Source organism: Streptomyces sp. NPDC002125 (genome assembly GCF_053593715.1).
The window spans coordinates 669814-693447 of record NZ_JBSFDD010000001.1 but is presented as its reverse complement, the minus strand read 5'-3'; the positions used below and the strand labels follow the sequence as shown (position 1 = coordinate 693447).

Here is a 23634-nt window from a genome sequence, read left to right as displayed (position 1 = left end):
CGTCCCCGCGTCCTCCTTTGCCGTGATCAGGCTAGCCCGTACCGGTCCGGGGCGCCTTGGCGGACCGTCCGTGAGGAGCTCTGCCGAACGGCGTACGCGGCACGGGTACGCTGCCGTCTGCCACCCCCAGACACACAGATGAGAGGCAGTGCGCCGTGACCTCTTCCGCCCCGGCCGTCCGGGCCCGTCGCCGGACCGTTTTCGCCGTGGTGCTCTGCGCGGGGCTCACCACCGCGCTCACGGCCTGCGCGGGCGAGGACCCGGACAAGGGGACCAACGGCGTCGGCAAGCTGACCGCCGCACAGATCGACAAGAAGGCGCGGGCCGCCGCGGATGCCGCCGATGCCGTCCGGCTGACGGGCAAGCTGGTCAGCAAGGGCGGCACGTACACCCTGAACATGCAGCTCAGCAGCAAGGGCGGCATGGGTTCGGTCACCTCGAAGCAGAACACCTTCGCGCTGCTGCGGATCGGTGACGAGCTCTACCTCAAGGCCGACGCGGGCTTCTGGAAGGACGAGAAGGCCGGCGACGAGAAGGCCGATGACCCGAGCGACCAGGCCGCCGACAAGCTCCAGGGCAAGTACGTCAAGGTCCCGGAGGACGATCCCACCTACGAGCAACTGCGCGGCTTCACGGAGAAGAAGACGTTGCTCGACGGGATGCTCGCCCTGCACGGCAAGGTCAACAAGGGCGACCGGGACACGGTCGGCGGGGTGCGCACCGTGCAGATCATGGGCGGGAAGGGTGAGGGAGGCGCGCTGGACGTCTCCCTGGAGGGCACCCCGTACCCCCTGCGCGTGGCACGCGGCGGGGGCGGCGGCACCATCAGGCTCGCCGACTGGGGCCGGACGTTCGCGCTGGAGGCCCCGGCCGAGGACGACACCGTGGACTACGGCGGCGAGCTGCCCAGGTCCTCCGGCTGACCGGGGGCCTCAGCGCCTCCCGCGGCGCTTGAGCAGCAGCCGGGGGAGCGCGGCGGGCGCCGTCCGCCGTGTCGTCGCCCCGGTGGGCAGCGGCGGCGCGGCCAGCGAGGTGTCCGGCAGGTCGGTGCTGGAGGCGCCGGGCGTCAGCCGTACGACCCGGCATTCACGCGCCCAGCGCTCGGTGAGCTGTTCGGCGTCCGGGGCGTTCAGCCGCTTGCCCTTGAGCTCGGCGACCGCCGCCTCCCACTCCTCGGAGTGCGGCTCCAGGACGGCGACCCCGGCGGTCCAGGCCACGAGCCTGCCGCCCTTGTCCTTGCTGCGTACGGTCACCTCGGCGGTGGCGCCGGCGTCCAGCCCCCCGGGAAGCGGCTGCTCCCCGGGGCCGTCCCCGACGAGCACGGCCGCACCCTCGTGCCACACGTGCCACAGCGCCCGGGAGGGGCCGGAGCCCCGCACCCAGACGAGGCCGGACTTCTTGGTGGCCTCCTCGACGAGAGCCCGGGACAGCAACGCGTCAGCAGTCATGCCCGAACTGTATTAGAGCCAGCCGTTGCGCTTGAGCGTGCGGTGGATGGAGAAACACACGACGCCGATGAGCGCCAGCACCATCGGATAGCCGTACGTCCACCGCAGTTCGGGCATGTGCTCGAAGTTCATGCCGTAGACCCCGCAGATCATCGTCGGTACGGCGATGATGGCCGCCCAGGAGGTGATCTTGCGCATGTCCTCGTTCTGCGTGACGGTCGCCTGCGCGAGGTTGGCCTGGAGGATCGAGTTCAGCAGCTCGTCGAAGCCGATGACCTCCTCGTGCACCCTGGCCAGGTGGTCGGCCACGTCGCGGAAGTACTTCTGGATGTCGGGGTCGATCAGCCGCATCGGACGCTCGCTCAGCAGCTGCATCGGCCGCAGCAGCGGTGACACCGCCCGCTTGAACTCCAGCACCTCGCGCTTGAGCTGATAGATCCGGCCGGCGTCCGAGCCGCGTGCGCCGCCCTTCGCCGGGGTGGAGAACACGTCGATCTCCACCTCGTCGATGTCGTCCTGCACCGACCCCGCCACCGCGATGTAGCCGTCGACGACATGGTCGGCGATGGAGTGCAGCACGGCGGAGGGGCCCTTGGCGAGCAGCTCGGGGTCCTCCTGGAGGCGGTGGCGCAGCGCGCGCAGCGAGCCCTGCCCGCCGTGCCGGACGGTGATGACGAAGTCCCGGCCGGTGAAGCACATCACCTCGCCGGTCTCGACGACCTCGCTGGTCGCGGTCAGCTCGGCGTGCTCGACGTAGTGGATCGTCTTGAAGACCGTGAAGAGCGTGTCGTCGTAGCGCTCCAGCTTGGGCCGCTGGTGGGCGTGGACGGCGTCCTCCACGGCGAGCGGGTGCAGCCCGAACTCCCGGGCGATACCGGCGAATTCCTCCTCCGTCGGCTCGTGCAGGCCGATCCAGGCGAAGCCGCCGTCCTCCCGTACCCGCAGCATCGCCTCACGCGGGGTCTGGCAGGCCTCCTCGGTGACCCGGCGTCCGTCGCGGTAGACCGCGCAGTCGACGACGGCGCTGGAGGCGGAGGGGTCACGGGTGGCGTCGTACGTGCTGTACGGGGTGTTGCTCTTGCGCAGGGACGGGCGCACGGCGGCGCGCAGGTCACGGATCATCGACATGGCTGGCTCCTCTTCACGGAGGGCCGTCGGCGGGGGCGTGGAACAGCCCGGAATGGGGACGTGCGCTCACGTCCGCAAAGCGGGCGGCACCGCGCGGGCACGATGACGGCGTTCGCTACAGACAGGCAAAAACGAGGGGCTCTTCCGGTGCGCGAACTGCCGTGGTGACGTCGGGGAGGAGCGTCAGATCACAGAAGGAAGGCGTCGTGCGGAAGAGCGGTTGGTACTGCACGGTCGACTTGGATCCACCGCAGCCCCACCTCCTCCGGCCGGTCCCCCGTGGGGGATCACGTGTTGTCAGGACTGAGAGCGACGCTTCTGCGTGCTGTCCCGACCGACGGCCCAGGCTATCAGCCGTACTCGGGGCCAATCCCTTCCTTTGCCCGTTCGCAACGCGTTCTATGCTCGCGGCATGGGAGAAATTCTTGATCTGGTCGAGGCCCGGCTCCGTACGGCGCTCGGGGAGCCGGACGCGCGCGCCGATGTGACGTTCCTCGGCACGGACCGCATCGAGGTGCTCCGCTTCATCGACGGTGATGTGGTGCGCTACGCCACACTCGGCATGTCGGCCCAGCCGATGGCCGACCCCACCTCTCCGCTCGCCGACCCGGTGAAGGGCCCGCGCGCCGAGCTGGTCCTGTCCGTACGGGTGGGGATCGCCGCGACCGACGAGGTGCTGCGGCCCCTCGCGGTGCTCGCGGCGTCCCCGCAGGTCGAGGGTCTGATCGTGGCCCCGGGGGCGTCCCTGGACCTCGGGCAGCCGCTGTGGACCGGCGCGCCCTTCAGTTCCGTCCTGGTCGCCGAGCCGGGCGGCCTGGTCGAGGACCTGGAGCTGGACGCCCCGATGGAGCCGGTGCGCTTCCTGCCGCTGCTGCCGATGACGCACAACGAGGCCGCCTGGAAGCGGGTCAGGGGAGCGCAGGAGCTCCAGGAGCGCTGGCTGTCGCAGGGCACGGACCTGCGGGACCCGCTGCGCACGTCCGTGGCGCTGGACTGAGGCACCGGCCGCGCGAGGGGAAGGCCCCGCCGCGCGGCCAGGAGGGGGAACCGCGGGCGGGGCGTGCGGGGGTGACCCGCGGTCAGTCGGCGAAGAGGGTGACGCCGTCCTCGGTGGCGTGCCGGGGTTCCAGTTCCCGCGCCTCGTGGGTCAGGGCCGAGCGCCGGATCCAGACGACCGCCGCGCCGGACAGGGCGGCGACCGCGGCGACCACGAACGGGATGTGGATGTCGGTCCACTCCTCGATCTTCGGGGCGAGGTAGGGCGCCGCGGCGGCGGCGAACCAGCGGACGAAGTTGTAGCCAGCGCTCGCGACGGGGCGCGGGGCGTCCGAGACGCCGAGGGCCAGTTCGGTGTAGACGGTGTTGTTCATGCCGATGAAGGCGCCGGAGACGATGGTGCAGACGATGGCCGTGGTGTGGCTGCCGTATCCGAGGATCACCAGGTCGGCCGCGAGCAGCACCAGCGAACCGCCGACCACCTTCAGCGAGCCGAAGCGCCGCTGGAGGCGAGGGGCCACCAGCACCGAGAAGACGGCGAGCAGCAGGCCCCAGGCGAAGAACACCGCGCCCGACCTGTACGGCGACATGTCGAGCACGAACGGCGTGAAGGCCAGGATCGTGAAGAACGCGTAGTTGTAGAAGAACGCCGAGGTGGCGACCGAGGCCAGCCCGCCGTGGCCCAGCGCCCTGACCGGGTCCAGCAGCGAGGTCTTCCGGGCCGGCCTGGGCTGTTCCTTCAGGAACGCCGTGATGCAGAGGAAGCCGATCGCCATCAGCACGGCGGTACCGAAGAACGGGTAGCGCCAGCTGGCGTCACCGAGCAGGGCGCCGAGCAGTGGCCCGCACGCCATGCCGAGGCCGAGCGCCGACTCGTACAGCAGGATCGCCGCCGCGCTGCCTCCGGCCGCGGCGCCGACGATCACCGCGAGGGCGGTGGAGACGAAGAGGGCGTTGCCCAGACCCCAGCCCGCCCGGAAGCCGACCAGCTCGCCCACGGACGAGGAGGTGCCGGAGAGCGCGGCGAAGACGACGACCAGCGCGAGACCGGTCAGCAGGGTCTTGCGGCCGCCGACCCGGCTGGAGACGAAGCCGGTCACGAGCATCGCGACGGCGGTGATCAGGAAGTACGAGGTGAACAGGAGGGAGACCTGGCTGGGTGTGGCCTCCAGTCCCTTCGCGATGGACGGCAGGATCGGGTCCACCAGCCCGATCCCCATGAACGCCACCACCGAGGCGCCCGCCGTGGCCCAGACGGCCTTCGGCTGACGCAGGATGCTGGTCGCCCCTTCGTCGAACGGATCCTCTCCCCGCACGGTTTCTCTCGCTCTCCACTAGGTCGTTGCGTTATGCACAGAATAAGTTAGACGCTCTAATAAGTGCAAGCTGCATCTATCTCTCCAGGTCGGAGCCGCGCTGCGGACGGGTGATCGTCCTTGACGCGACGACGACCGGAGAGGACCGTGGGGCGGTATGAGGGGCGAACCCAGTTGCCCGAAGTGCGGTGGCCGGGTCAGGGCGCCCGGACTCTTCGCCGATGCCTGGCAGTGCGCCGAGCACGGCCAGGTGCACCCGATGCAGCCGGTGGTCCCGCCCAGCGTCGAGGCGCTGGGCGTGGTGGTGCACCGGGCGCAGGTGCCGGTGTGGATGCCCTGGCCGCTCCCCGTGGGCTGGCTCTTCACGGGCGCGGCGTACGCGGGCGACGACCGCAGCGGCGGCCGGGCCACCGCGGTCGCGTGTTCCGGCCCGGGCCCGCTCGGCGGGATGGGGGAGCTGCTGCTCGTCGCCGAGGAGCTCGGCGTCGGCCTCGGCGCGCGCTATGCGGGCATCGACGGCCTCGACCCCGGCCTGAACGTCGACGCGGCGCCCGACGCCAAGGTGCTCGCGGCGGGACGCCCCGCACCTCTCTGGCACGTCAAGGACGCCCCTGGCGACCGGGCGGTCTTCGCCGGCGAGGCCCGGGGCCTGTGGCTCTGGGCGATCGTCTGGCCCGAGCAGTCCGGGCTCCTGATGTACGACGAACTCGTCCTGACCGACCTGCGCGACGCGGGCGGAGAGGTGGACCTCCTGCCGTGCGGAGCGCTCACCCCCCGGCTGCTCACCCAGCCCTGACCGGCGCGGGGCGCGGGGCGGGCCGCCCGGGGCGAGGGCCGAAGGGGTGACGTCCGGCGGTTATCCTGGATCGTCCCCTGCCCGCCCACCAGCACCGGAGTACGCGTCGTGCGCATCGATCTGCACACCCACTCCACCGCTTCGGACGGCACGGACACCCCCGCCGAGCTGGTGGCCAACGCCGCCGCGGCGGGTCTCGACGTCGTCGCCCTGACCGACCACGACACGGTGGGCGGCCACGCGGAAGCGGTCGCCGCCCTTCCCGAGGGCCTCACCCTCGTCACCGGCGCCGAGCTCTCCTGCCGCGTCGACGGCATCGGCCTGCACATGCTGGCCTACCTCTTCGATCCGGCGGAACCCGAACTCGCCCGTGAGCGCGAGCTGGTCCGGGACGACCGGGTGCCGCGCGCGCGGACCATGGTGCGCAAGCTCCAGGAGCTGGGCGTCCCCGTCACCTGGGAACAGGTCGCGCGGATCGCGGGGGACGGCTCGGTCGGCCGCCCGCACGTCGCGACCGCCCTCCTGGAGCTCGGCGTCGTCGGCTCGGTCTCCGACGCCTTCACCCCGGAATGGCTCGCCGACGGCGGGCGCGCGTACGCCGGCAAGCACGAGCTCGACCCGTTCGACGCGATCCGCCTGGTCAAGGCCGCGGGCGGCGTCACCGTCTTCGCCCACCCGCTCGCCGTCAAGCGCGGCTCCGTGGTCCCGGAGTCCGTGATCGCGCGGCTGGCCGCCGCCGGGCTCGACGGCATCGAGGTGGACCACATGGACCACGATGAGCCCACCAGGGCCCGGCTGCGGGGCCTCGCCGCCGAACTGGGGCTGCTGCCCACCGGTTCCAGCGACTACCACGGCACCCGTAAGACCGTCCGGCTCGGGGAGTACACCACCGACCCCGAGATCTACGGCGAGATCACCCGGCGCGCCACGGGAGCCTTCCCCGTCCCGGGCGCCGGCGGACCGCTCCCCGCGTGACGGGGCACCTTCCCCTCCGCTTTCCTCCGCACGCCCGGCCGTCATGACGCGCGGGCGCGCGCACCTCCCTGTTCGGCCCGCTCTTCTCTCGCAAGGCTCACCGTGTTCGACATCGCTGTCTTCGGATCCCTTTTTCTCACCCTTTTTGTGATTATGGATCCCCCCGGAATCACCCCGATCTTCCTGGCCCTCACCGCGGGCCGCCCCGCCAAGGTCCAGCGCAGGATGGCCCTCCAGGCGGTCGCCGTCGCCTTCGGCGTGATCGCCGTCTTCGGACTGCTCGGCCAGCAGATCCTGGCCTATCTGCATGTCTCCGTGCCCGCGCTGATGATCGCGGGCGGGCTGCTCCTGCTGCTGATCGCGCTCGACCTGCTCACCGGCAAGACGGACGAGCCCACCCAGACCAAGGACGTCAACGTGGCGCTCGTGCCGCTGGGCATGCCGCTGCTCGCCGGACCCGGCGCGATCGTATCGGTGATCCTCGCGGTGCAGCACGCCGACGGGGTGGGCGGGCAGATCTCCGCCTGGTCGGCGATCGTCGCGATGCACCTCGTGCTCTGGGTCGTCATGCGCTACTCGCTGCTGATCATCCGTGTGATCAAGGACGGCGGGGTGGTGCTGGTGACCCGGCTCGCCGGAATGATGCTCTCGGCCATCGCCGTACAGCAGATCATCAACGGCGTCACCCAGGTCATCCAGAGCTCCTAGGGCAGCCCCCGGGCGAGGCCCCGGACACCACAGCGCCCCCGCACGGGCCTTCCGTGCGGGGGCGCTTCTCGTCTCTTCAGTTCGTCATGCGCTTGTCGTCAGCGACGCGAAACAGAACAAGGTGTTACGAGGCCGAGGTGTCGGCCGGCCGGATGTAGATGCGCTGGCCCATTGCCGCGGCCTGCTGCACGATCCGGTTGACGGAGGCGGCGTCCACGACGGTGCTGTCCACGGCGGTACCGTCGACATCGTCGAGTCGCATGATCTCGAAGCGCATATGGCTTCCCTTCGTCTGATCCTCCTGCTGGAGAACTACTGGGAGGACGGGCTTGCCGTCCGCAAGGATGTGGAGCGCAAGGCGGCGCCTCGTGCTCCACAGGGGGTACAACGGCTTGCCTACAGCAAACATTCCCTACGCTAAGGAAATTTTTTGGATGTCTAAGTACCCGTTGGTCATCACCTGTGCGCGGACGATGAGGTCCGCATGAACCACGCGGACACGCGGACGGACGAAGGACAGGACATCCGCGAACAGCTGGACCGCACGAACGCACTTCTCCAGCGCGTACTCGCCGAGGTGTCGAAGACCCCCTCCACCCACGCGATCTTCGTGGACGCGGGCTATGTCTACGCGGCGGCCGGACTGCTCGTCACCGGCACCGAGGACCGCCGCTCCTTCGACCTGGACGCGGAGGGGCTCATCGAGGCCTTCATCGACAAGGCCCGCACGATCTTCGCGGACAGCAGGCTGCTCCGCGTGTACTGGTACGACGGTGCCAGGCGCCGCATCCACACCGTCGAGCAGCAGTCCATCGCCGAACTCCCCGACGTCAAGGTCAGGCTCGGCAACCTCAACGCCAACAACCAGCAGAAGGGCGTCGACTCACTCATCCGCACCGACCTGGAGTCGCTCGCCCGGCACCGCGCCATCAGCGACGCGGCGCTCGTCGGCGGCGACGAGGACCTGGTCTCCGCCGTCGAGGCGGCGCAGGGCTACGGCGCCCGCGTCCACCTCTGGGGCATCGAGGCGGGCGAGGGCCGCAACCAGGCCGAGCCGCTGCTCTGGGAGGTCGACAGCCAGCGCACCTTCGACCTCGACTTCTGCCGTCCGTACGTGAACCGGCGCTCCGTCACGATGTACGACGACGACAGCCCCGCCCCCGCGCGCGACGACGTCCGCTTCGTCGGCGCGCAGATCGCCGCCGGCTGGCTCTCCACGCGCGGCCGCGAGGCCCTCGCCGACCTGCTGCCGGGCCACCCCTATCTGCCGGGCTCCGTCGACCAGGACCTGCTGGTCGAAGCCGAACGGCTCCTCCAGCACTCGCTGCGCGGCCACGCCCCTCTGCGCAGAGCGCTGCGCGACGGCTTCTGGCAGCACCTCCAGTCGCAGTTCTGACGGACCGGAGGGTCAGCTTCGGACAAGCTCACACCGGCAGGGGTCCGCAGGGGGTTCCGGAACCTGTGCGCGAAGACCGGCTCGCCGGCCGGTGCACCAGGACTTTCACGCCCGCCACGACGTCAGGAGGGTGCTCAGCGCCGACGAGGCATACGCCCGGCCGGCTCACCGCAGAAAGGGCACCAGGCCCCGCCGCACAGGGCGAGTGTGGCACCCTGAACCGGACGACGTACGACCAGCTCGTCCAGGGTGTCGACCCCTCCGAACTCACCAAGGCCGAGGTCTACCCCCAGATTTGGGACTCGCCTGCCTCACTGGAGTGGGCCGGCGACCTCTTCACTCCCCTGACCGGGTTCTTCCGGGACGCCGCATCCGCCGGTCACGCGATGCTGATCTGGATCGACTGATCCACCGAGGGCTGCCTGAGGGGTGAACGGCGAGGTCAGAGGCTGTTCCAGAACGAGACCAGTGACGCCGCCGTCTCCCGCGGCCGGGCCGTGTTCGGGGAGTGCTCGGCGCCCTCGATCACGGTCCGGCGGGCGCCGAGCCGCCGCGCCATCGTGTCGATCAGCGGCACCGGCCAGACGTCGTCGCGCTCGCCCGAGATCACATGCACCGGGAGGGGCAGCGCGGCGAGCTCGGCCACCCGGTCCGGCTCGCGGGAGAGCTGGGCGCCCGTGGCGATCAGCTGCGCCGGGTCGTGGCGCATCCAGCGGCGGCGCAGATCCTCGCCGTCCCCGGTGTCCGCGTCCTCCGGCGGGTCCATCGCGCGCATCATCTGCCAGACCTCGGCCATGCCCCACCGGCCGAGGGCGTCGCCGAGGAGCTGCGCCTTCTTCTGCTGGGCCGGATCGATCTCGGCGGGCCCCGAGGACATCAGGGTCAGCGAGCGGAAGGGTGTGGCGTCCAGCAGGACGGCCGCGCGGGCGATCTGGCCGCCCAGGGAGTGGCCCAGCAGATGGATCCCGCCGGGCACCGGGACGCCGTCCGCGGCGGCCTGCGCCAGCACGTCCCGGGCCAACTCGCCCTGTGCGTAGGACTCCTGACGACCTGTCCCCTCGGATTCGTACTGCCCCCTGCCGTCGACGGACAGCACCCGGAAACCGGCGTCGGCGAGGGGTTCGAGCAGTGCGATGAAGTCCTCCTTGCTGCCCGTGTACCCGGGCAGCAGGAGTGCGGTGGAGTGCGCGGCACCGGACGGCACGGCGTCCAGTACGGCGAAGTCCCCGCGGGCGGTACGCAGCACGCGGGAACGGGCGCAGGAGGGCGGGGTGAAGGTGGGCGGCCGGCTCATGGGCCGAGCGTATCGCCGGGGGCAGGACCGTGCCCGGGCAGACGTACGGCCCCGGCCCCCGCAGTGCGGGAACCGGGGCCGTACGAGGGCGACAGCCGCTGAGGATCAGCCCTCGGCGGACTCGGCGGCGGCCGTCGTCGCGCGGGCACGGCGGCGGCGCGGCTTGGCGGGTGCGGCCTCGCCGTCCGCCACGGCCTCGGTCACCGGGGCGGTCTCCGCCTTCTCCGCGGCGCGGGGACGGCGGCGGCGCGGCTTGGTCTCCGTGGTCTCCTCGGCGGTGGCCGTCTTCTCGACGACGACCTCTGCCTTCGGCTTGGCGGCGGCACGGGTGCGCCGGCGCGGCTTGGTCTCGCTCACGGGCTCGGAGACCGGGGCGATCTGGAAGTCGACCTCGTCGGCCGGCTTCACGACCCGGGTACGTCGGCGCGGCTTGGTGACCGCGGGCTCGGCCACCGGAGCGGCCATGGCCACGGTCTGGAAGTCGACCACGGGCGCGGCGGCCGGGGCCGCCTCGACGGCCGGCTTCGCGGCAGCGGTGCGCGTACGGCGACGACGGGGCTTCGCCTCCGCCGCGGGCTCCGCCTCGGCCACGGGAGCGGCCTCGACGGCCGGAGCCTCGGTCACGGCCACCGCCGCCTCCGGCACGCCCTCGGGCACGGCGACGCGCGTACGGCGCCTGCGGCGCGGGGTGCGCGGCTCGGGAGCGTCCTCGCCCGCCGCCTCGGCGGACGGCGCGGGCACGGTGACGGCACCCTCCTCGACGCTGCTGCCACCACGGGTGCGACGGCGCTGGCGCGGGGTGCGCGGAGCGCGCTCCTCACGGGGGGCCGGGGCGGACGCCGGGGACTTGCGGCCACGGCCGCCCGTCTCGCCGAGGTCCTCGATCTCCTCGGCGCGCAGACCCGCACGGGTCCGCTCGGCGCGCGGCAGGACACCCTTGGTGCCCGCCGGGATGCCGAGGTCCTCGTACAGGTGGGGAGAGGTGGAGTACGTCTCGGCCGGGTCCGGGAACTTCAGGTCCAGGGCCTTGTTGATCAGCTGCCAGCGCGGGATGTCGTCCCAGTCGACCAGCGTGATCGCGATGCCCTTGGCGCCCGCGCGGCCGGTGCGGCCGATGCGGTGGAGGTACGTCTTCTCGTCCTCCGGCGACTGGTAGTTGATGACATGGGTCACACCCTCGACGTCGATGCCGCGAGCGGCGACATCGGTGCAGACGAGGACGTCCACCTTGCCGTTGCGGAAGGCGCGCAGCGCCTGCTCACGGGCACCCTGGCCGAGGTCGCCGTGGACGGCGCCGGACGCGAAGCCGCGCTTCTCCAGCTGCTCCGCGATGTCGGCGGCGGTCCGCTTGGTGCGGCAGAAGATCATCGCCAGCCCGCGGCCCTCGGCCTGCAGGATGCGCGAGACCATCTCGGGCTTGTCCATCGAGTGGGCGCGGTAGACGAACTGCGCCGTGTTCTTGACGGTCGTGCCCTCGTCGTCGGGCGACGTGGCGTTGATGTGCGTGGGCTGCGACATGTAGCGGCGGGCGAGGCTGATGACGGCACCGGGCATGGTGGCCGAGAACAGCATCGTCTGGCGCTTCGGCGGCAGCATGGTGATGATGCGCTCGACGTCGGGCAGGAAGCCCAGGTCGAGCATCTCGTCGGCCTCGTCCAGGACGAGGACGCGGATGTGCGAGAGGTCGAGCTTGCGCTGGCCCGCCAGGTCGAGCAGCCGGCCCGGGGTGCCGACGACCACGTCGACGCCCTTCTTGAGGGCCTCGACCTGGGGCTCGTACGCCCGGCCGCCGTAGATCGCGAGAACGCGGACGTTGCGGACCTTGCCGGCGGTCAGCAGGTCGTTGGTGACCTGCTGGCACAGCTCACGGGTCGGAACGACGATCAGTGCCTGGGGCGCGTCCGTCAGCTTCTCGGGCGCGGCACGGCCGGCCTCGACGTCGGCGGGGACGGTCACGCGCTCCAGGAGCGGCAGGCCGAAGCCGAGCGTCTTGCCGGTGCCGGTCTTGGCCTGGCCGATGACGTCGGAGCCGGAGAGCGCGACGGGCAGCGTCATCTCCTGGATGGGGAAGGGGGACGTGATGCCGACAGCCTCAAGGGCTTCGGCCGTCTCGGTAAGAATTCCGAGGTCGCGGAACGTAGTCAGGGTGCTGCCTCTTCTGTGAGACGCGGCCCGAGGCGAACGCTGGGGGTCGTACCGTGCCGGGGTTGGTCATCCGGCCGTGGATGGGCCGGGTGGCGCGGGACCACTGCCGTCGCTCGAGCGCTCGTGCCGCTGAGGGGGCCCCTCATCTGCGGTCGTACGTGGTGTACGCCTCGCGTGGAGGGCTGTCGGGTCGGAGCCGATCGGGCCACCGACCGGGCATCCTCATTCAAGGTCGCGCTCCTGGCACAAGAAAATGCTCAGTAAGCGCAATACCACTGTACCCCGGATTCGCGCATGTGTGTTGGACGAATTCATCGGAACGGTGTGATGTCTCCCGCTGACCAGGCCCTTCCGTCCCTGGCGCGGCGGGCTATTCTGCGCTCCATGGAGACGCCTGACAACGCCACTGAAGCATCCGACGAAGCGCCCGCACCGACCGGAATCGCCGCCCAGGACTGGGCCACCGCCTCAGCCGACCCGCAGTACCGCGCCGCGGTCGTGGATCTGCTCGGCGCGCTGGCCTACGGGGAGCTCGCGGCTTTCGAGCGGCTCGCGGAGGATGCCAAACTCGCGCCGACACTCGGTGACAAGGCGGCGCTGGCGAAGATGGCCTCCGCCGAATTCCACCATTTCGAGCAGCTGACCGACCGGCTCACCGCGATCGAGGCGGAGCCGACCGAGGCCATGGAGCCCTTCGCCAAGGCGCTCGACGACTTCCACCGCCAGACCGCCCCCTCCGACTGGCTGGAGGGCCTGGTCAAGGCATACGTCGGCGACTCGATCGCCAGCGACTTCTACCGGGAGATCGCCGCCCGGCTCGACTCCGACACCCGCTCCCTGGTCCTCGGTGTGCTGGACGACACGGGACACGGGAACTTCGCGGTGGAGAAGGTGCGCGCCGCGATCGAGGCCGAGCCCCGGGTCGGCGGACGGCTCGCCCTGTGGGCGCGCAGGCTCATGGGTGAGGCGCTCTCGCAGGCGCAGCGGGTCGTCGCGGACCGCGACGCGCTGTCCACCATGCTCGTGGGCGGTGTCGCGGACGGCTTCGACCTGGCTGAGGTCGGCAGGATGTTCTCCCGGATCACCGAGGCCCACACCAAGCGGATGGCCGCGCTCGGCCTCGCCGCCTGAGCGGCCGGGGGCCGGGCCGCGGCCCGGGGAACGGCCGGGGCGGGGGTGCCGGGCCTACTGCGCCGTCACCGACCGCACCGGCCGGCGGCGTCGCGGGCGGATCAGCAGGGACAGGGTGACCGCCCCCACCAGGACCGCACCGGCCGGCGTCGCCAGAAGATGACCGGAGCCGAGCGTCGCCTGCGTCAGATACGCGCCGAACAGGGCGCCGAGCGCACCGGTGACGAACACGACACGGGAGGACGGGAGCCGGCCGGGCAGTGAGCGCAGCGCGACCCACGAGAGGGCGAGTCCGAGCACGACGGAGCTGATGGATTCCCAGAGCACAGAGGGGTCACCTCGCTTGATGGTGCGGCGGGCAATCGGTCGTAGGCGGTCCTACCCGTGGCCCCCGGAACGCAACCCTCCTGTGCCCCCGTGAACCCCACCGAGGGAACGTCCGGGGGAGATCCGGCGCGCAACGGTGGAGGCCCGGCGGACATGTCCGCCGGGCCTCCACCGTTTTCCGCGTCGTGCGTGCTACAGCGCGCCGAACCCCACCCGCCGGGTGCTGGGCTCGCCGATCTCCACGTACGCGATCCGGTCGGCCGGCACCAGGACCTTGCGGCCCTTGTCGTCCGTGAGGCTGAGCAGCTGCGCCTTGCCGTTGAGCGCCTCGGCGACCGCGCTCTCGACCTCTTCGGCGGAAAGTCCGCTCTCCAGAACGATCTCGCGGGGCGTGTGCTGCACCCCGATCTTGACCTCCACGGCTATGTCCCTCCGACGGTCCGTCTCTGCGCGGTGAACCGCGCCGTACGCAGCACACATTAGCCCGGTGAAGGGACCGACCACGGGTCGACCGGCAACGCCCGCAGCGAACACCGGCCGCGGCCCCCGCCGGGGCTCAGTGCTGATCGACGCCGTGCAGCGGGAATCCCGCGATGCCCCGCCAGGCCAGGGAGGTCAGCAGCTGTACGGCGGAGTCGCGCGGAATGCCGGAAGGGCTGGAGAGCCAGTAGCGCGCCACGACCTGGGAGACGCCGCCGAGGCCGACCGCCAGCAGCATCGATTCGTCCTTGGACAGGCCCGTGTCACCCGCGATGACGTCGGAGATGGCCTCCGCGCACTGGAGCGAGACCCGGTCGACCCGCTCGCGGACGGCCGGCTCGTTGGTGAGGTCGGACTCGAAGACCAGACGGAAGGCGCCGCCCTCGTCCTCCACGTACGCGAAGTAGGCGTCCATCGTCGCCTCGACGCGCAGCTTGTTGTCCGTCGTCGACGCGAGCGCCGTGCGGACCGCCTGCAGCAGCGACTCGCAGTGCTGGTCGAGCAGGGCGAGGTAGAGCTCCAGCTTTCCGGGGAAGTGCTGATAGAGCACCGGCTTGCTGACGCCCGCCCGCTCGGCGATGTCGTCCATCGCGGCGGCGTGGTAGCCCTGCGCGACGAAGACCTCCTGCGCGGCGCCCAGCAGCTGATTGCGTCGGGCACGGCGGGGCAGCCGGGTGCCCCGCGGGCGCGCCGCCTCTGTCTGCTCGATGGCTGTCACGCCGCCTCCCAAAATTTCGTGATCGAACACAGTCGTACCGTGCACGCTGCGCCGTGGTGCCATCGTACTTTTGAGTAACCCGGGTGCGCGCGGCGCGGACGCAGAATTTCACGGACCGGACGGCTGCGGTAGCCGCAGATACGTCGGCCGATACCGCAAAGCGGTGCGATTTACCGGTAATCGTCCTCATCTTCCGCGACAACGCGGGCCTGCTCGGCCACATCGGCCTCGTTCGCCGCGCCCCTGTCGATGCCGGTGAGGGGCTCGTCGCGCTCGGAACGCACGGGTGCCTGCTGTTCGGCGGCGTCCGCTTCGGGGGCCTCGGGGTCCGGATCGTCCGGCTGGGGGTCCTCGAATGTCTCGGGGTCGCTCGGGTCGACCGTCATGATGGCTCCCTTCCCTCCCTTGCAGCCTAGGAGCAACCCCCCGGGGGCGCTATGCGGCCTGTGACCGCGAACACATGAACCACCGCGTGATCGTCTCGTAACATTGCCGCATGTCTTCGACCGAGCTGCCCGGTATCCAGGCCGCCGCCGCCGCGGTGGCACCCAAGACCGGCGCCGTCAGGGTCGCGGAGGGGGAGGAGCTGCGCTCCGTCGCGCTCCCCGGGCTCACCCTGACCGTCCGCGCACGCCCGGCGGGGACGGCGGGGCTCGCGCCCGCCCTCTTCGTGCACGGCCTGGGCGGCTCCTCCCAGAACTGGTCGGCCCTGATGCCCCTGCTGGGGGACCTGCTCGACTGCGAGGCGGTCGACCTGCCCGGCTTCGGGGACTCCCCGCCGCCGGACGACGGCAACTACTCGGTCACCGGACACGCCCGGGCCGTGATCCGGCTGCTGGACACGGGGCGGCGCGGTCCCGTTCACCTTTTCGGGAACTCCCTGGGCGGCGCCGTTGCCACCCGGGTCGCCGCCGCGCGGCCCGATCTGGTGCGCACCCTCACCCTGATCTCCCCTGCTCTGCCCGAGATCCGGGTCCAGCGGCCGGCCGTGCCGACGGCGCTGCTCGCACTCCCGGGCGTCGCCTCCCTGTTCGCCAGGCTCACCCGGGAGTGGACGGCGGAACAGCGCACCCGCGCAGCCATGGCACTCTGTTACGGCGATCCGGCGCGTATCTCCGACGAAGCCTTCCGCCACGCGGTGGCCGAGATGGAGCGCAGGCTGGAACTGCCGTACTTCTGGGACGCCATGACGCGCTCGGCCCGGGGCATCGTCGATGCCTACACACTGGGCGGACAGCACGGACTGTGGCGCCAGGCCGAGAGGGTGCTCGCACCGACCCTGCTGGTGTACGGCGGACGGGACCAGCTCGTCTCGTACCGGATGGCACGCAGGGCGTCCGCGGCCTTCCGCGATTCGCGCCTGCTGACACTGCCCGAGGCCGGGCACGTGGCGATGATGGAGTACCCGGAGGCGGTCGCCCAGGCGTTCCGGGAACTGCTCGACGAACGCGGCGGGAGCTGATCCGGGGCGTGGGACGACACAGCCGAAAGGGCCCCGAGGCCACAGGCCGGGAGACCGGAGCCATCGGGGGCACACCCGCCGCCGGGCGGGGCACCGGCCGACGCGGGCGGAACCCCGCCCCGCCCGCCGCCGCAGGCACCGCCGGACCGTTCCACGACGCTCCCCAGGTGCGCGGCGGACATCCCGAACAGCGTGAGCCCGGCGGCGGCTGGGGGGCCGGGCCCGCCCCGGCCTTCGACCCCCGCCCGCGCCCGGCGGGGCCGGGCGGCCAGGAGGCCCACCGCGCCCGGCAGGCGGCGATCGCGCGGCAGCAGGCCGCGCAGCGGCTGGCGGAGGGGCGGCGCACGTCCGGCCCGCAGACCGGCACCACCCCTCTGATACCCGGCCCGCGCAGGGAGTTCGTGGAGGCGTTCGACACCACGCCCTCGCGTCCCGAGCCGCCGTTCGCGCCCGAGGACGCGTCCGGGACCCCCGCCGGACCAGGCGGACCGGACGGGCCCCTCGGACCCGACGACCCGGACGGCCGGGAGGCGAAGGGCGGCAAGGGCCGCACCTTCACCGGGATCGCGGCCGCCGCGGTGACCACGGTCCTCGCGGTCGTGGTGGCCGGGCAGGTGGCACAGGACTCCGGGAGCACGCCGGGCACCCCGAAGAGCACCGGCGTCGACCGGCAGGACTCGGAGGACGCCTCCCGTTCGGTGGACCGGCCGGCCCCCGAGGTGAAGCAGCAGCAGGTCAAGCCCCTGTCGTACGCCCAGAAGATGGCCACGGCCTTCCCGCTGGCGGCGGACCTCAAGGGGTCCGGGGCGTTCGAGGCGGTGCCGGGGTTCGCCAAGGCTCCGGGCAAGGGCCAGTTGCACCGGTACAGGATCGATGTGGAGAAGGGCCTCGGCCTCGATGCCGGGCTCTTCGCCGAGGCCGTGCAGAAGACGCTGAACGACGACCGCAGCTGGGCGCACAACGGCGCCATGACCTTCCAGCGGGTCTCCTCCGGCAAGGCCGATTTCGTGATCACGCTCGCCAGCCCCGGCACCACGGCGGTCTGGTGCGAGAAGTCGGGCCTGGACACCACCGAGGACAACGTCTCCTGCGATTCCGCCGCCACCGACCGCGTGATGATCAACGCCTACCGCTGGGCGCAGGGCGCCGCGACCTTCGGCCCCGACAAGCTCCTGCCGTACCGTCAGATGCTCATCAACCACGAGGTCGGCCACCGGCTGGGACACAACCATGTGAGCTGCCGCACGCCCGGCGCCCTCGCGCCCGTGATGCAGCAGCAGACCAAGACCCTGGATCTGGACGGCATCAAGTGCAGGCCCAACCCATGGGTGTATCCAGGCAGTTGAGCCCTGCATCGAGGGAAATTCCCGCATTCCGAGACGCGCGTCTCATTCCGCGTTGACATCCGGGGAGCGGGTCCTTCATATTTCTCCGCATGTCACGCAGCCCCGCATCCACCGAGCGCGCCGCCATCGAGCTGGCGCTCTTCGGCGTGGCCGGGCACTGCGTAGCCGACGTTCTCTGTCGCTGACGCCTGCTCGAGCGCGCGTCGACGTCCGGCGAGCCGTTTTCCGGCTCCCCGGCCCCTCCTGACCTCCGCGCCCGGGCGTACTCCGCCCGCAGGCGCGGCATTTCGTGTATCCGGCTCCCTTCCCGTCACCGGGACGAGACCTCGTCGCGCCGCCGCGGGCATGCCCCCACCTTCCGCAGCACACCGAGAGGTCGTCCTCCGATGAGTCAGCCGTCCGTCATATCGCGCCGCGTGGCAACCGCCGCCGCCGTCGTCCTCGCCCTGGCCGCCGGGCTCACGGCCTGCGCCGGACCTCAGGACAACGGGGGGAACGACGGCGGATCCGGAGCCTCCGCCAAGCCGGCCAAGGGCGGCACCCTCACGGTCCTCAACAGCAACCCGCAGGAGGACTTCGACCCGGCGCGGCTCTACACCTCCGGCGGCGGCAACGTCCCCTCGCTCGTCTTCCGCACGCTCACCACCCGCAACCGGGAGAACGGCGCCGCCGGCGCCCAGGTCGTCCCGGACCTGGCCACCGACCTGGGCACGCCCAGCAAGAACGCCACCGTCTGGACGTACACGCTCAAGGACGGGCTGAAGTACGAGGACGGCACCGCGATCACCAGCGCCGACATCAAGTACGGCATCGAGCGGTCCTTCGCCGCCGAACTCTCCGGCGGTGCCCCCTATCTGCGTGACTGGCTGATCGGCGGAGCCGACTACCAGGGCCCGTACAAGGACAAGAAGGGCCTCGACTCGATCGAGGTGCCGGACGAGAAGACCATCGTCTTCCACCTCAACAAGCCCGAGGGCGAGTTCCCGTACCTCGCGACGCAGACCCAGACCACCCCGGTGCCCCGGGCCAAGGACACCGGCACCAAGTACGAGGAGCACCCCGTCTCCTCGGGGCCGTACAAGGTCGTCTCCAACGAGAACGACGGCGAGCGGCTCGTCCTGGAGCGCAACCCGCACTGGTCGGCCGGGACCGACGACGAGCGCAAGGCCTACCCGGACAAGATCGACGTACGCTCCGGACTCGACTCCGCCGTCATCAACCAGCGGCTCTCCGCCTCGCAGGGCGCCGACGCGGCGGCCGTCACCACCGACACCAACCTCGGCCCGGCCGAGCTCGCCAAGGTCTCCGGCGACAAGGAGCTCGCCGCCCGCGTCGGTACCGGCCACTTCGGCTACACGAACTACATCGCCTTCAACCCGAAGGTGAAGCCCTTCGACAACCCGAAGGTGCGCCAGGCCATCGCCTACGCCGTCGACCGCTCCTCGGTCATCAACGCGGCCGGCGGCTCCTCGCTCGCCGAGCCCGCCACCACCTATCTGCCGAACCAGAAGTCCTTCGGCTACACGCCCTACGACCACTTCCCGGCGGGCGAGACCGGCAACGCGGCCAAGGCCCAGGAGCTGCTGAAGGAGGCGGGCTACACCAAGGGCCTGACCGTCACCCTCACCCACTCCAACGACAAGGACTTCGAGACCAGCCCGGAGATCGCCACGGCGCTCCAGGCCGCGCTCAAGAAGGCCGGCATCACCGTCGAGCTCAAGGGCCTGGAGAGCAACGACTACTCCGACACCATCCACAGCGCGTCCAAGGAGCCCGGCTTCTTCCTCGCCCACTGGGGTGCCGACTGGCCCTCCGGAGGCCCGTTCCTCGCGCCGATCTTCGACGGCCGGCAGATCGTGAAGGACGGTGCCAACTTCAACACGGGCTTCCTGAACGACCCGTCGGTCAACAAGGAGATCGACGAGATCAACAAGCTCACCGACCTGGACGCCGCCGCCACGCGCTGGGGCGCCCTCGACAAGAAGATCGGTGAGCAGGCCCTGACGGTGCCGCTCTTCCACCCGGTCTACAAGAGGCTGTTCGGCCAGGACGTCAAGAACGTCGTCATCAGCGACTGGACCGGCGTGCTCGACATCTCCCAGGTCGCGGTCAAGTAATCATGTCGGAAGCACTTCTGGTCCAGGAGGCGGGAGCGGCGCCGGTCGCCGCCCCCGCCTCGGGGGCCCGGCAGTTCTGGCGGCGGCTGCGCGCACAGCGCGCGGCCACCGCTGCGGCGGCCGTGGTCCTCCTGCTCTTCCTGGCCGCGATCGCCGCGCCGCTGCTCGCCGCGCTCGCGGGCCAGGACCCCGACACCTTCCATCCCGACCTCGTCGACTCCGCGGCCGGCGGGGTCCCCATCGGCTCCTTCGGAGGCATCGGCGCGGACCACTGGCTCGGCGTCGAACCGCAGACCGGACGCGACCTCTTCGCCCGCATCGTGTACGGAGCCCGCGTCTCGCTCGGCGTGGCCGTCGTGGCCACCGTCCTCCAGGTCACCATCGGTGTGATCGTGGGGCTCGCCGCGGCCCTCGGCAGCCGCTGGGTCGACCAGGCCCTCAGCAGGATCACCGACATCAACGTCGCCCTCCCGCTCATGGTCATCGCCCTGGGACTGCTCGCCGTCGTCCCGGCGTCCTTCCCCCGCCCCGTCCTGATCGCGCTGGTCATCGGCGGCATCAACTGGGCGGGTACGTCGAAGATCGTGCGGGCCCAGGCGCTCGCCCTGAAGTCCCTCGACTTCGTCTCCGCCGCCCGGCTCAGCGGGCGCGGGCGGTGGAGCATCGCCCGGCGGGAGCTGCTGCCCTCGCTCGCCGCGCCCGTCATCACGTACGCCGCGCTGCTCTTCCCCGTCAACATCACCGTCGAGGCGGCGCTGTCCTTCCTCGGCGTGGGCATCAAACCACCCACACCGTCCTGGGGGCAGATGCTCACCGAGGCCGACACCTGGTACCAGTCGGCCCCCACCTATCTTCTGCTGCCCGCCGGGCTGCTCTTCGTCACCGTGCTCGCGCTGACCGTCCTCGGCGAGGGCGTCCGCACGGCGCTCGACCCGCGTGCCGAGTCCCGGCTGAGGATCGGCACCGGACGCGAGAAGCGCGCGGAACGCGGGAAGGGGAAGGCCTCGTGACCGGATTCCTGCTGCGGCGGGCGGGCGGAGCCGTCTTCGTGCTCCTCGCCCTGACCGTCGTCCTCTACGCCGTCTTCTACGTGGCCCCGGGCGACGTCGCCCAGATCGCCTGCGGTCCGCGCTGCTCGCCCGCCCAGGTCGCCCAGGTCACCGAGCAGCTCAGGCTCGACGACCCGGTGTACACGCAGTACGGGCACTTCCTCCAGGGCATCGTCGCCGGACGCGACTTCTCCACCGGCACGGGCGTCGACCACTGCGCCGCGCCCTGCCTCGGGGTCTCGTACCAGAGCGACCAGCAGGTCATGCGGCTGATCCTGGCCAAGCTCCCGGTCACCGGCTCGCTCGTCATCGGCGCCTTCGCCCTCTGGATCCTGCTCGGCGTCGGTACGGGTGTGCTGTCCGCCTGGCGGCGGGGCGGGATCACCGAGCGGGTCCTGACCTGGCTGACCCTGGCCGGGACGGCCACACCCGTGTTCGTCATCGGGCTGCTGCTGATCATCATCTTCTGCTCCACGCTCCAGTGGCTGCCGTCGCCGACCTATGTGCCCTTCGGCGAGGATCCCGAGCAGTGGGCCTGGGGGCTGCTGCTGCCCTGGGTCTCCCTGGCGCTCATCGAGTCCGCCAAGTACGCGAGGCTGACCAGGAGTTCCATGCTGGAGACACTGGCCGAGGATCATGTGCGCACCTTTCGCGCGTACGGGGTCGGCGAACGCGCCATCATGAGGCGGCACGCGCTGCGCGGCGCCCTCGCACCCGTGATCGCGCTCAGCGCCCTCGACTTCGGCAGCATGTTCGGCGGCGCGGTCCTGACCGAGTCCCTCTTCGGGATACCGGGCATCGGGCGCGAACTGGTCCACGCCGTCAAGGTCGTCGACCTGCCCGTGGTCGTCGGCATGGTGCTGGTGACCGGCTTCTTCGTGGTGCTCGCCAATGCCGTCGCGGACGTCCTGTACGCGCTGGCCGACCGACGGGTGGTCCTGTCATGACATCACCGCTGGTGCGGGTCGAGAACCTCACCGTCGACTTCGGGAGCGTCCGCGCCGTGGACGGGCTCTCCTTCACCCTGGAGGCCGGCGCGGCCCTCGGGGTCGTGGGCGAGTCCGGCTCGGGCAAGAGCGCGTCCGCGTCCGCCCTGCTCGGGCTGCACCGGGGCACGGGGGCACGGGTCGGCGGGACCGTCCGCGTCGCCGGCACGGACGTGAACGCGGCGGACGAGGCCGGGCTGCGGGCGCTGCGCGGTGCCAAGGCCGCGATGATCTTCCAGGACCCGCTCTCCTCGCTCGACCCCTACTACACGGTCGGCGACCAGATCGCCGAGGTGTACAGGGTGCACAACCCGGTCTCCCGGCGGGCGGCGCGGGCCCGCGCCGTCGAGGTCCTGGACCGGGTCGGCATCCCGGACGCGGCCCGCCGCGCGCGCTCCAGGCCGCACGAGTTCTCCGGAGGGATGCGGCAGCGGGCGCTCATCGCGATGGCCCTGGCCTGCGAACCGAGGCTGATCGTGGCGGACGAGCCGACCACGGCCCTGGACGTCACCGTGCAGGCCCAGGTCCTGGACCTGCTGCACGAGCTGCGCCGCGAGACGGGCACGGGCCTGCTGCTGGTCACCCATGACGTGGGCGTCGCCGCGGAGAGCGTGGACGACATCCTGGTGATGCGGCACGGGCGCGCGGTCGAGCGCGGCCCGGTCGCGGAGGTGCTGGGGGCGCCCCGGCAGGCGTACACCCGTGAACTCCTGGCGTCGGTGCCCCGGGTGGACCAGAAGCGGGTGGCCCCTGCCCGGGCCACGGCTTCTGCCCGGGCCACGGCGCCGGTCCCTGCCCCGGCCACGGCTTCTGCCCAGGCCACGGCGCCGGTCCCGGAGCCGCGTGCGGCCGGGGAGCGGGGCGGGCCCCTGCTCGAAGCCGTCGGCCTGCGGCGTGAGTTCGGCCGGGGCCGCAACCGGGTCACCGCCGTGGACGGCGTCTCCCTCACCCTCCACGCGGGCGAGACCCTCGGCATCGTGGGGGAGAGCGGCAGCGGCAAGACGACCCTCGGGCGGATGCTCGTGCGGCTGCTCGACCCGACGGAGGGAAGCCTCCGTTACTCAGGCGCGGAGATCGGCTCGCTCCCGGAGAAGGGCCTGCGCCCCTTCCGCCGCGAGCTCCAGATGGTCTTCCAGGACCCGGTCTCCTCGCTCAACCCGCGCCGCCCGGTCGGGGAGTCCGTGGCCGACCCGATCCGCGCCGCGGGGGAGACCGACGAGACACGGGTCCGGGACCGGGTGCGCGAGCTGCTGGAACGGGTCGGCCTCGACGCCGGGCGGTACGAGCGCTATCCGCACGAGTTCAGCGGGGGGCAGCGCCAGCGGATCGGCATCGCGCGTGCGCTCGCCGCCGAGCCGAAGCTGATCGTCTGCGACGAGCCGGTCTCCGCGCTCGACGTCACGACCCAGGCCCAGGTCGTCGCGCTCCTCGGCGAGCTCCAGCGCGAGCTGGGCATCGGACTCGTCTTCATCGCCCACGACCTGGCGGTCGTACGGCAGGTCAGCGACCGGGTCGCCGTGATGCGGCAGGGCCGGATCGTCGAACAGGGCGAGGCCGACGAGGTGTACGGATCGCCGCAGGACCCGTACACCCGGCAGCTCCTGGCTGCGGTGCCCGCGCTCGATCCCGCGCTCGCCGCGGCACGTCGCGCGGTCCGCAGGGAGCTGGCCGCAGCCTGACGCTGCGTCACCAACCGCCTCATTGTCGCAACAGAACGCGACCGGGGCGGGAAAGTTACGCCGGTTCACCCCTTTCGGTGGTGGGGGGGGCGACCCGACGGGGGCCCAACACCCGCGAAACCTAAAGGGGTGCCGCC

25 protein-coding genes are annotated in these 23634 nt (G+C 71.6%); 15 read left to right on the top strand and 10 right to left on the bottom strand.

Features of this window, described 5'->3' with window-relative positions:
* Positions 1 to 155: 155 nt before the first annotated feature.
* The gene (locus ACWCQM_RS03035; protein ID WP_450913602.1) at positions 156 to 923 is read left to right on the top strand and encodes a hypothetical protein; all 768 of its coding nucleotides are present in this window, start codon (positions 156 to 158) and stop codon (positions 921 to 923) included.
* Between the two features lie 9 nt (positions 924 to 932).
* On the opposite strand, the gene ACWCQM_RS03030 is transcribed toward ACWCQM_RS03035, so the two are convergent.
* Positions 933 to 1448: a hypothetical protein gene (locus ACWCQM_RS03030; RefSeq protein ID WP_450913601.1), complete on the bottom strand. Its 516-nt coding sequence runs from the start codon at positions 1446 to 1448 to the stop codon at positions 933 to 935.
* Between the two features lie 12 nt (positions 1449 to 1460).
* Positions 1461 to 2576: a magnesium and cobalt transport protein CorA gene (locus tag ACWCQM_RS03025; RefSeq protein WP_450913600.1), complete on the bottom strand. Its 1116-nt coding sequence runs from the start codon at positions 2574 to 2576 to the stop codon at positions 1461 to 1463.
* Positions 2577 to 2988: 412 nt separating this feature from the next.
* Here ACWCQM_RS03025 and ACWCQM_RS03020 point away from each other — a divergent pair, with 412 nt between their 5' ends.
* Entirely contained in the window at positions 2989 to 3573 is a 585-nt protein-coding gene (locus ACWCQM_RS03020; protein WP_267079565.1) for a suppressor of fused domain protein, read from the top strand.
* 82 nt (positions 3574 to 3655) lie between these two features.
* Here the strand turns inward: ACWCQM_RS03020 and ACWCQM_RS03015 are convergent, their stop codons facing one another.
* Positions 3656 to 4888, bottom strand: coding sequence for an MFS transporter (locus ACWCQM_RS03015; protein ID WP_450913599.1), 1233 nt, complete (start codon positions 4886 to 4888; stop codon positions 3656 to 3658).
* 157 nt (positions 4889 to 5045) lie between these two features.
* On the opposite strand from ACWCQM_RS03015, the gene ACWCQM_RS03010 reads away from it, so the two are divergent.
* The 3 genes from ACWCQM_RS03010 (at position 5046) to ACWCQM_RS03000 (ending at position 7367) form a co-directional block, all read left to right on the top strand.
* Positions 5046 to 5684, top strand: a complete 639-nt coding sequence (locus ACWCQM_RS03010; protein WP_267079567.1) for a DUF6758 family protein — start codon at positions 5046 to 5048, stop codon at positions 5682 to 5684.
* 108 nt (positions 5685 to 5792) lie between these two features.
* On the top strand, positions 5793 to 6659 hold the full coding sequence (locus ACWCQM_RS03005) for a PHP domain-containing protein (protein ID WP_450913598.1): 867 nt from the start codon (positions 5793 to 5795) through the stop codon (positions 6657 to 6659).
* A 102-nt stretch (positions 6660 to 6761) separates the two neighbouring features.
* Positions 6762 to 7367, top strand: coding sequence for a MarC family protein (locus ACWCQM_RS03000; protein WP_450913597.1), 606 nt, complete (start codon positions 6762 to 6764; stop codon positions 7365 to 7367).
* Between the two features lie 124 nt (positions 7368 to 7491).
* Here ACWCQM_RS03000 and ACWCQM_RS02995 read toward each other — a convergent pair whose 3' ends face one another.
* Entirely contained in the window at positions 7492 to 7644 is a 153-nt protein-coding gene (locus ACWCQM_RS02995; protein ID WP_014154223.1) for a hypothetical protein, read from the bottom strand.
* A gap of 207 nt (positions 7645 to 7851) precedes the next feature.
* Here ACWCQM_RS02995 and ACWCQM_RS02990 point away from each other — a divergent pair, with 207 nt between their 5' ends.
* Together ACWCQM_RS02990 and ACWCQM_RS02985 are read left to right on the top strand one after the other, a co-directional pair.
* On the top strand, positions 7852 to 8763 hold the full coding sequence (locus tag ACWCQM_RS02990) for an NYN domain-containing protein (protein WP_450913596.1): 912 nt from the start codon (positions 7852 to 7854) through the stop codon (positions 8761 to 8763).
* A 65-nt stretch (positions 8764 to 8828) separates the two neighbouring features.
* Entirely contained in the window at positions 8829 to 9170 is a 342-nt protein-coding gene (locus tag ACWCQM_RS02985; RefSeq protein WP_450913595.1) for a DUF1877 family protein, read from the top strand.
* A gap of 35 nt (positions 9171 to 9205) precedes the next feature.
* Here the strand turns inward: ACWCQM_RS02985 and ACWCQM_RS02980 are convergent, their stop codons facing one another.
* Together ACWCQM_RS02980 and ACWCQM_RS02975 are read right to left on the bottom strand one after the other, a co-directional pair.
* Positions 9206 to 10057, bottom strand: a complete 852-nt coding sequence (locus ACWCQM_RS02980) for an alpha/beta fold hydrolase (RefSeq protein ID WP_450913594.1) — start codon at positions 10055 to 10057, stop codon at positions 9206 to 9208.
* A 105-nt stretch (positions 10058 to 10162) separates the two neighbouring features.
* On the bottom strand, positions 10163 to 12112 hold the full coding sequence (locus ACWCQM_RS02975; protein WP_450913593.1) for a DEAD/DEAH box helicase: 1950 nt from the start codon (positions 12110 to 12112) through the stop codon (positions 10163 to 10165).
* Positions 12113 to 12586: 474 nt separating this feature from the next.
* Between ACWCQM_RS02975 and ACWCQM_RS02970 the strand changes: the two genes are divergently transcribed.
* Positions 12587 to 13333: a ferritin-like fold-containing protein gene (locus ACWCQM_RS02970; RefSeq protein WP_073744951.1), complete on the top strand. Its 747-nt coding sequence runs from the start codon at positions 12587 to 12589 to the stop codon at positions 13331 to 13333.
* A 54-nt stretch (positions 13334 to 13387) separates the two neighbouring features.
* Here the strand turns inward: ACWCQM_RS02970 and ACWCQM_RS02965 are convergent, their stop codons facing one another.
* The 4 genes from ACWCQM_RS02965 to ACWCQM_RS02950 form a co-directional block, all read right to left on the bottom strand.
* A complete protein-coding gene (locus ACWCQM_RS02965) occupies positions 13388 to 13660 on the bottom strand; it encodes a hypothetical protein (RefSeq protein WP_073744953.1) in 273 nt (90 codons plus the stop codon).
* Positions 13661 to 13852: 192 nt separating this feature from the next.
* The gene (locus ACWCQM_RS02960; RefSeq protein ID WP_073744955.1) at positions 13853 to 14080 is read right to left on the bottom strand and encodes a DUF3107 domain-containing protein; all 228 of its coding nucleotides are present in this window, start codon (positions 14078 to 14080) and stop codon (positions 13853 to 13855) included.
* Positions 14081 to 14216: 136 nt separating this feature from the next.
* Positions 14217 to 14858 carry a TetR/AcrR family transcriptional regulator gene (locus ACWCQM_RS02955; protein WP_450913592.1) on the bottom strand — a complete coding sequence of 214 codons (642 nt, stop codon included), beginning with the start codon at positions 14856 to 14858 and terminating at the stop codon, positions 14217 to 14219.
* Between the two features lie 170 nt (positions 14859 to 15028).
* Positions 15029 to 15244 (bottom strand): hypothetical protein, encoded by a 216-nt coding sequence (locus ACWCQM_RS02950; RefSeq protein ID WP_450913591.1) that lies wholly within the window; start codon positions 15242 to 15244, stop codon positions 15029 to 15031.
* Positions 15245 to 15354: 110 nt separating this feature from the next.
* Between ACWCQM_RS02950 and ACWCQM_RS02945 the strand changes: the two genes are divergently transcribed.
* The 7 genes from ACWCQM_RS02945 to ACWCQM_RS02915 all read left to right on the top strand — a co-directional run bounded on the left by ACWCQM_RS02945 (position 15355) and on the right by ACWCQM_RS02915 (position 23497).
* The gene (locus ACWCQM_RS02945) at positions 15355 to 16320 is read left to right on the top strand and encodes an alpha/beta fold hydrolase (RefSeq protein WP_450913590.1); all 966 of its coding nucleotides are present in this window, start codon (positions 15355 to 15357) and stop codon (positions 16318 to 16320) included.
* A gap of 8 nt (positions 16321 to 16328) precedes the next feature.
* Positions 16329 to 17666, top strand: coding sequence for a DUF3152 domain-containing protein (locus ACWCQM_RS02940; protein ID WP_450913589.1), 1338 nt, complete (start codon positions 16329 to 16331; stop codon positions 17664 to 17666).
* 89 nt (positions 17667 to 17755) lie between these two features.
* Positions 17756 to 17851 carry an Ms4533A family Cys-rich leader peptide gene (locus ACWCQM_RS02935; protein WP_323179282.1) on the top strand — a complete coding sequence of 32 codons (96 nt, stop codon included), beginning with the start codon at positions 17756 to 17758 and terminating at the stop codon, positions 17849 to 17851.
* Between the two features lie 201 nt (positions 17852 to 18052).
* Positions 18053 to 19783 (top strand): ABC transporter substrate-binding protein, encoded by a 1731-nt coding sequence (locus ACWCQM_RS02930; protein ID WP_450913588.1) that lies wholly within the window; start codon positions 18053 to 18055, stop codon positions 19781 to 19783.
* A 2-nt stretch (positions 19784 to 19785) separates the two neighbouring features.
* The gene (locus ACWCQM_RS02925) at positions 19786 to 20793 is read left to right on the top strand and encodes an ABC transporter permease (RefSeq protein ID WP_450913587.1); all 1008 of its coding nucleotides are present in this window, start codon (positions 19786 to 19788) and stop codon (positions 20791 to 20793) included.
* Positions 20790 to 21779 (top strand): ABC transporter permease, encoded by a 990-nt coding sequence (locus tag ACWCQM_RS02920; RefSeq protein ID WP_450913586.1) that lies wholly within the window; start codon positions 20790 to 20792, stop codon positions 21777 to 21779. Before ACWCQM_RS02925 ends, ACWCQM_RS02920 begins: the two co-directional genes overlap by 4 nt.
* Positions 21776 to 23497, top strand: a complete 1722-nt coding sequence (locus ACWCQM_RS02915; RefSeq protein WP_450913585.1) for a dipeptide ABC transporter ATP-binding protein — start codon at positions 21776 to 21778, stop codon at positions 23495 to 23497. Before ACWCQM_RS02920 ends, ACWCQM_RS02915 begins: the two co-directional genes overlap by 4 nt.
* The last annotated feature ends 137 nt before the right edge of the window (positions 23498 to 23634 follow it).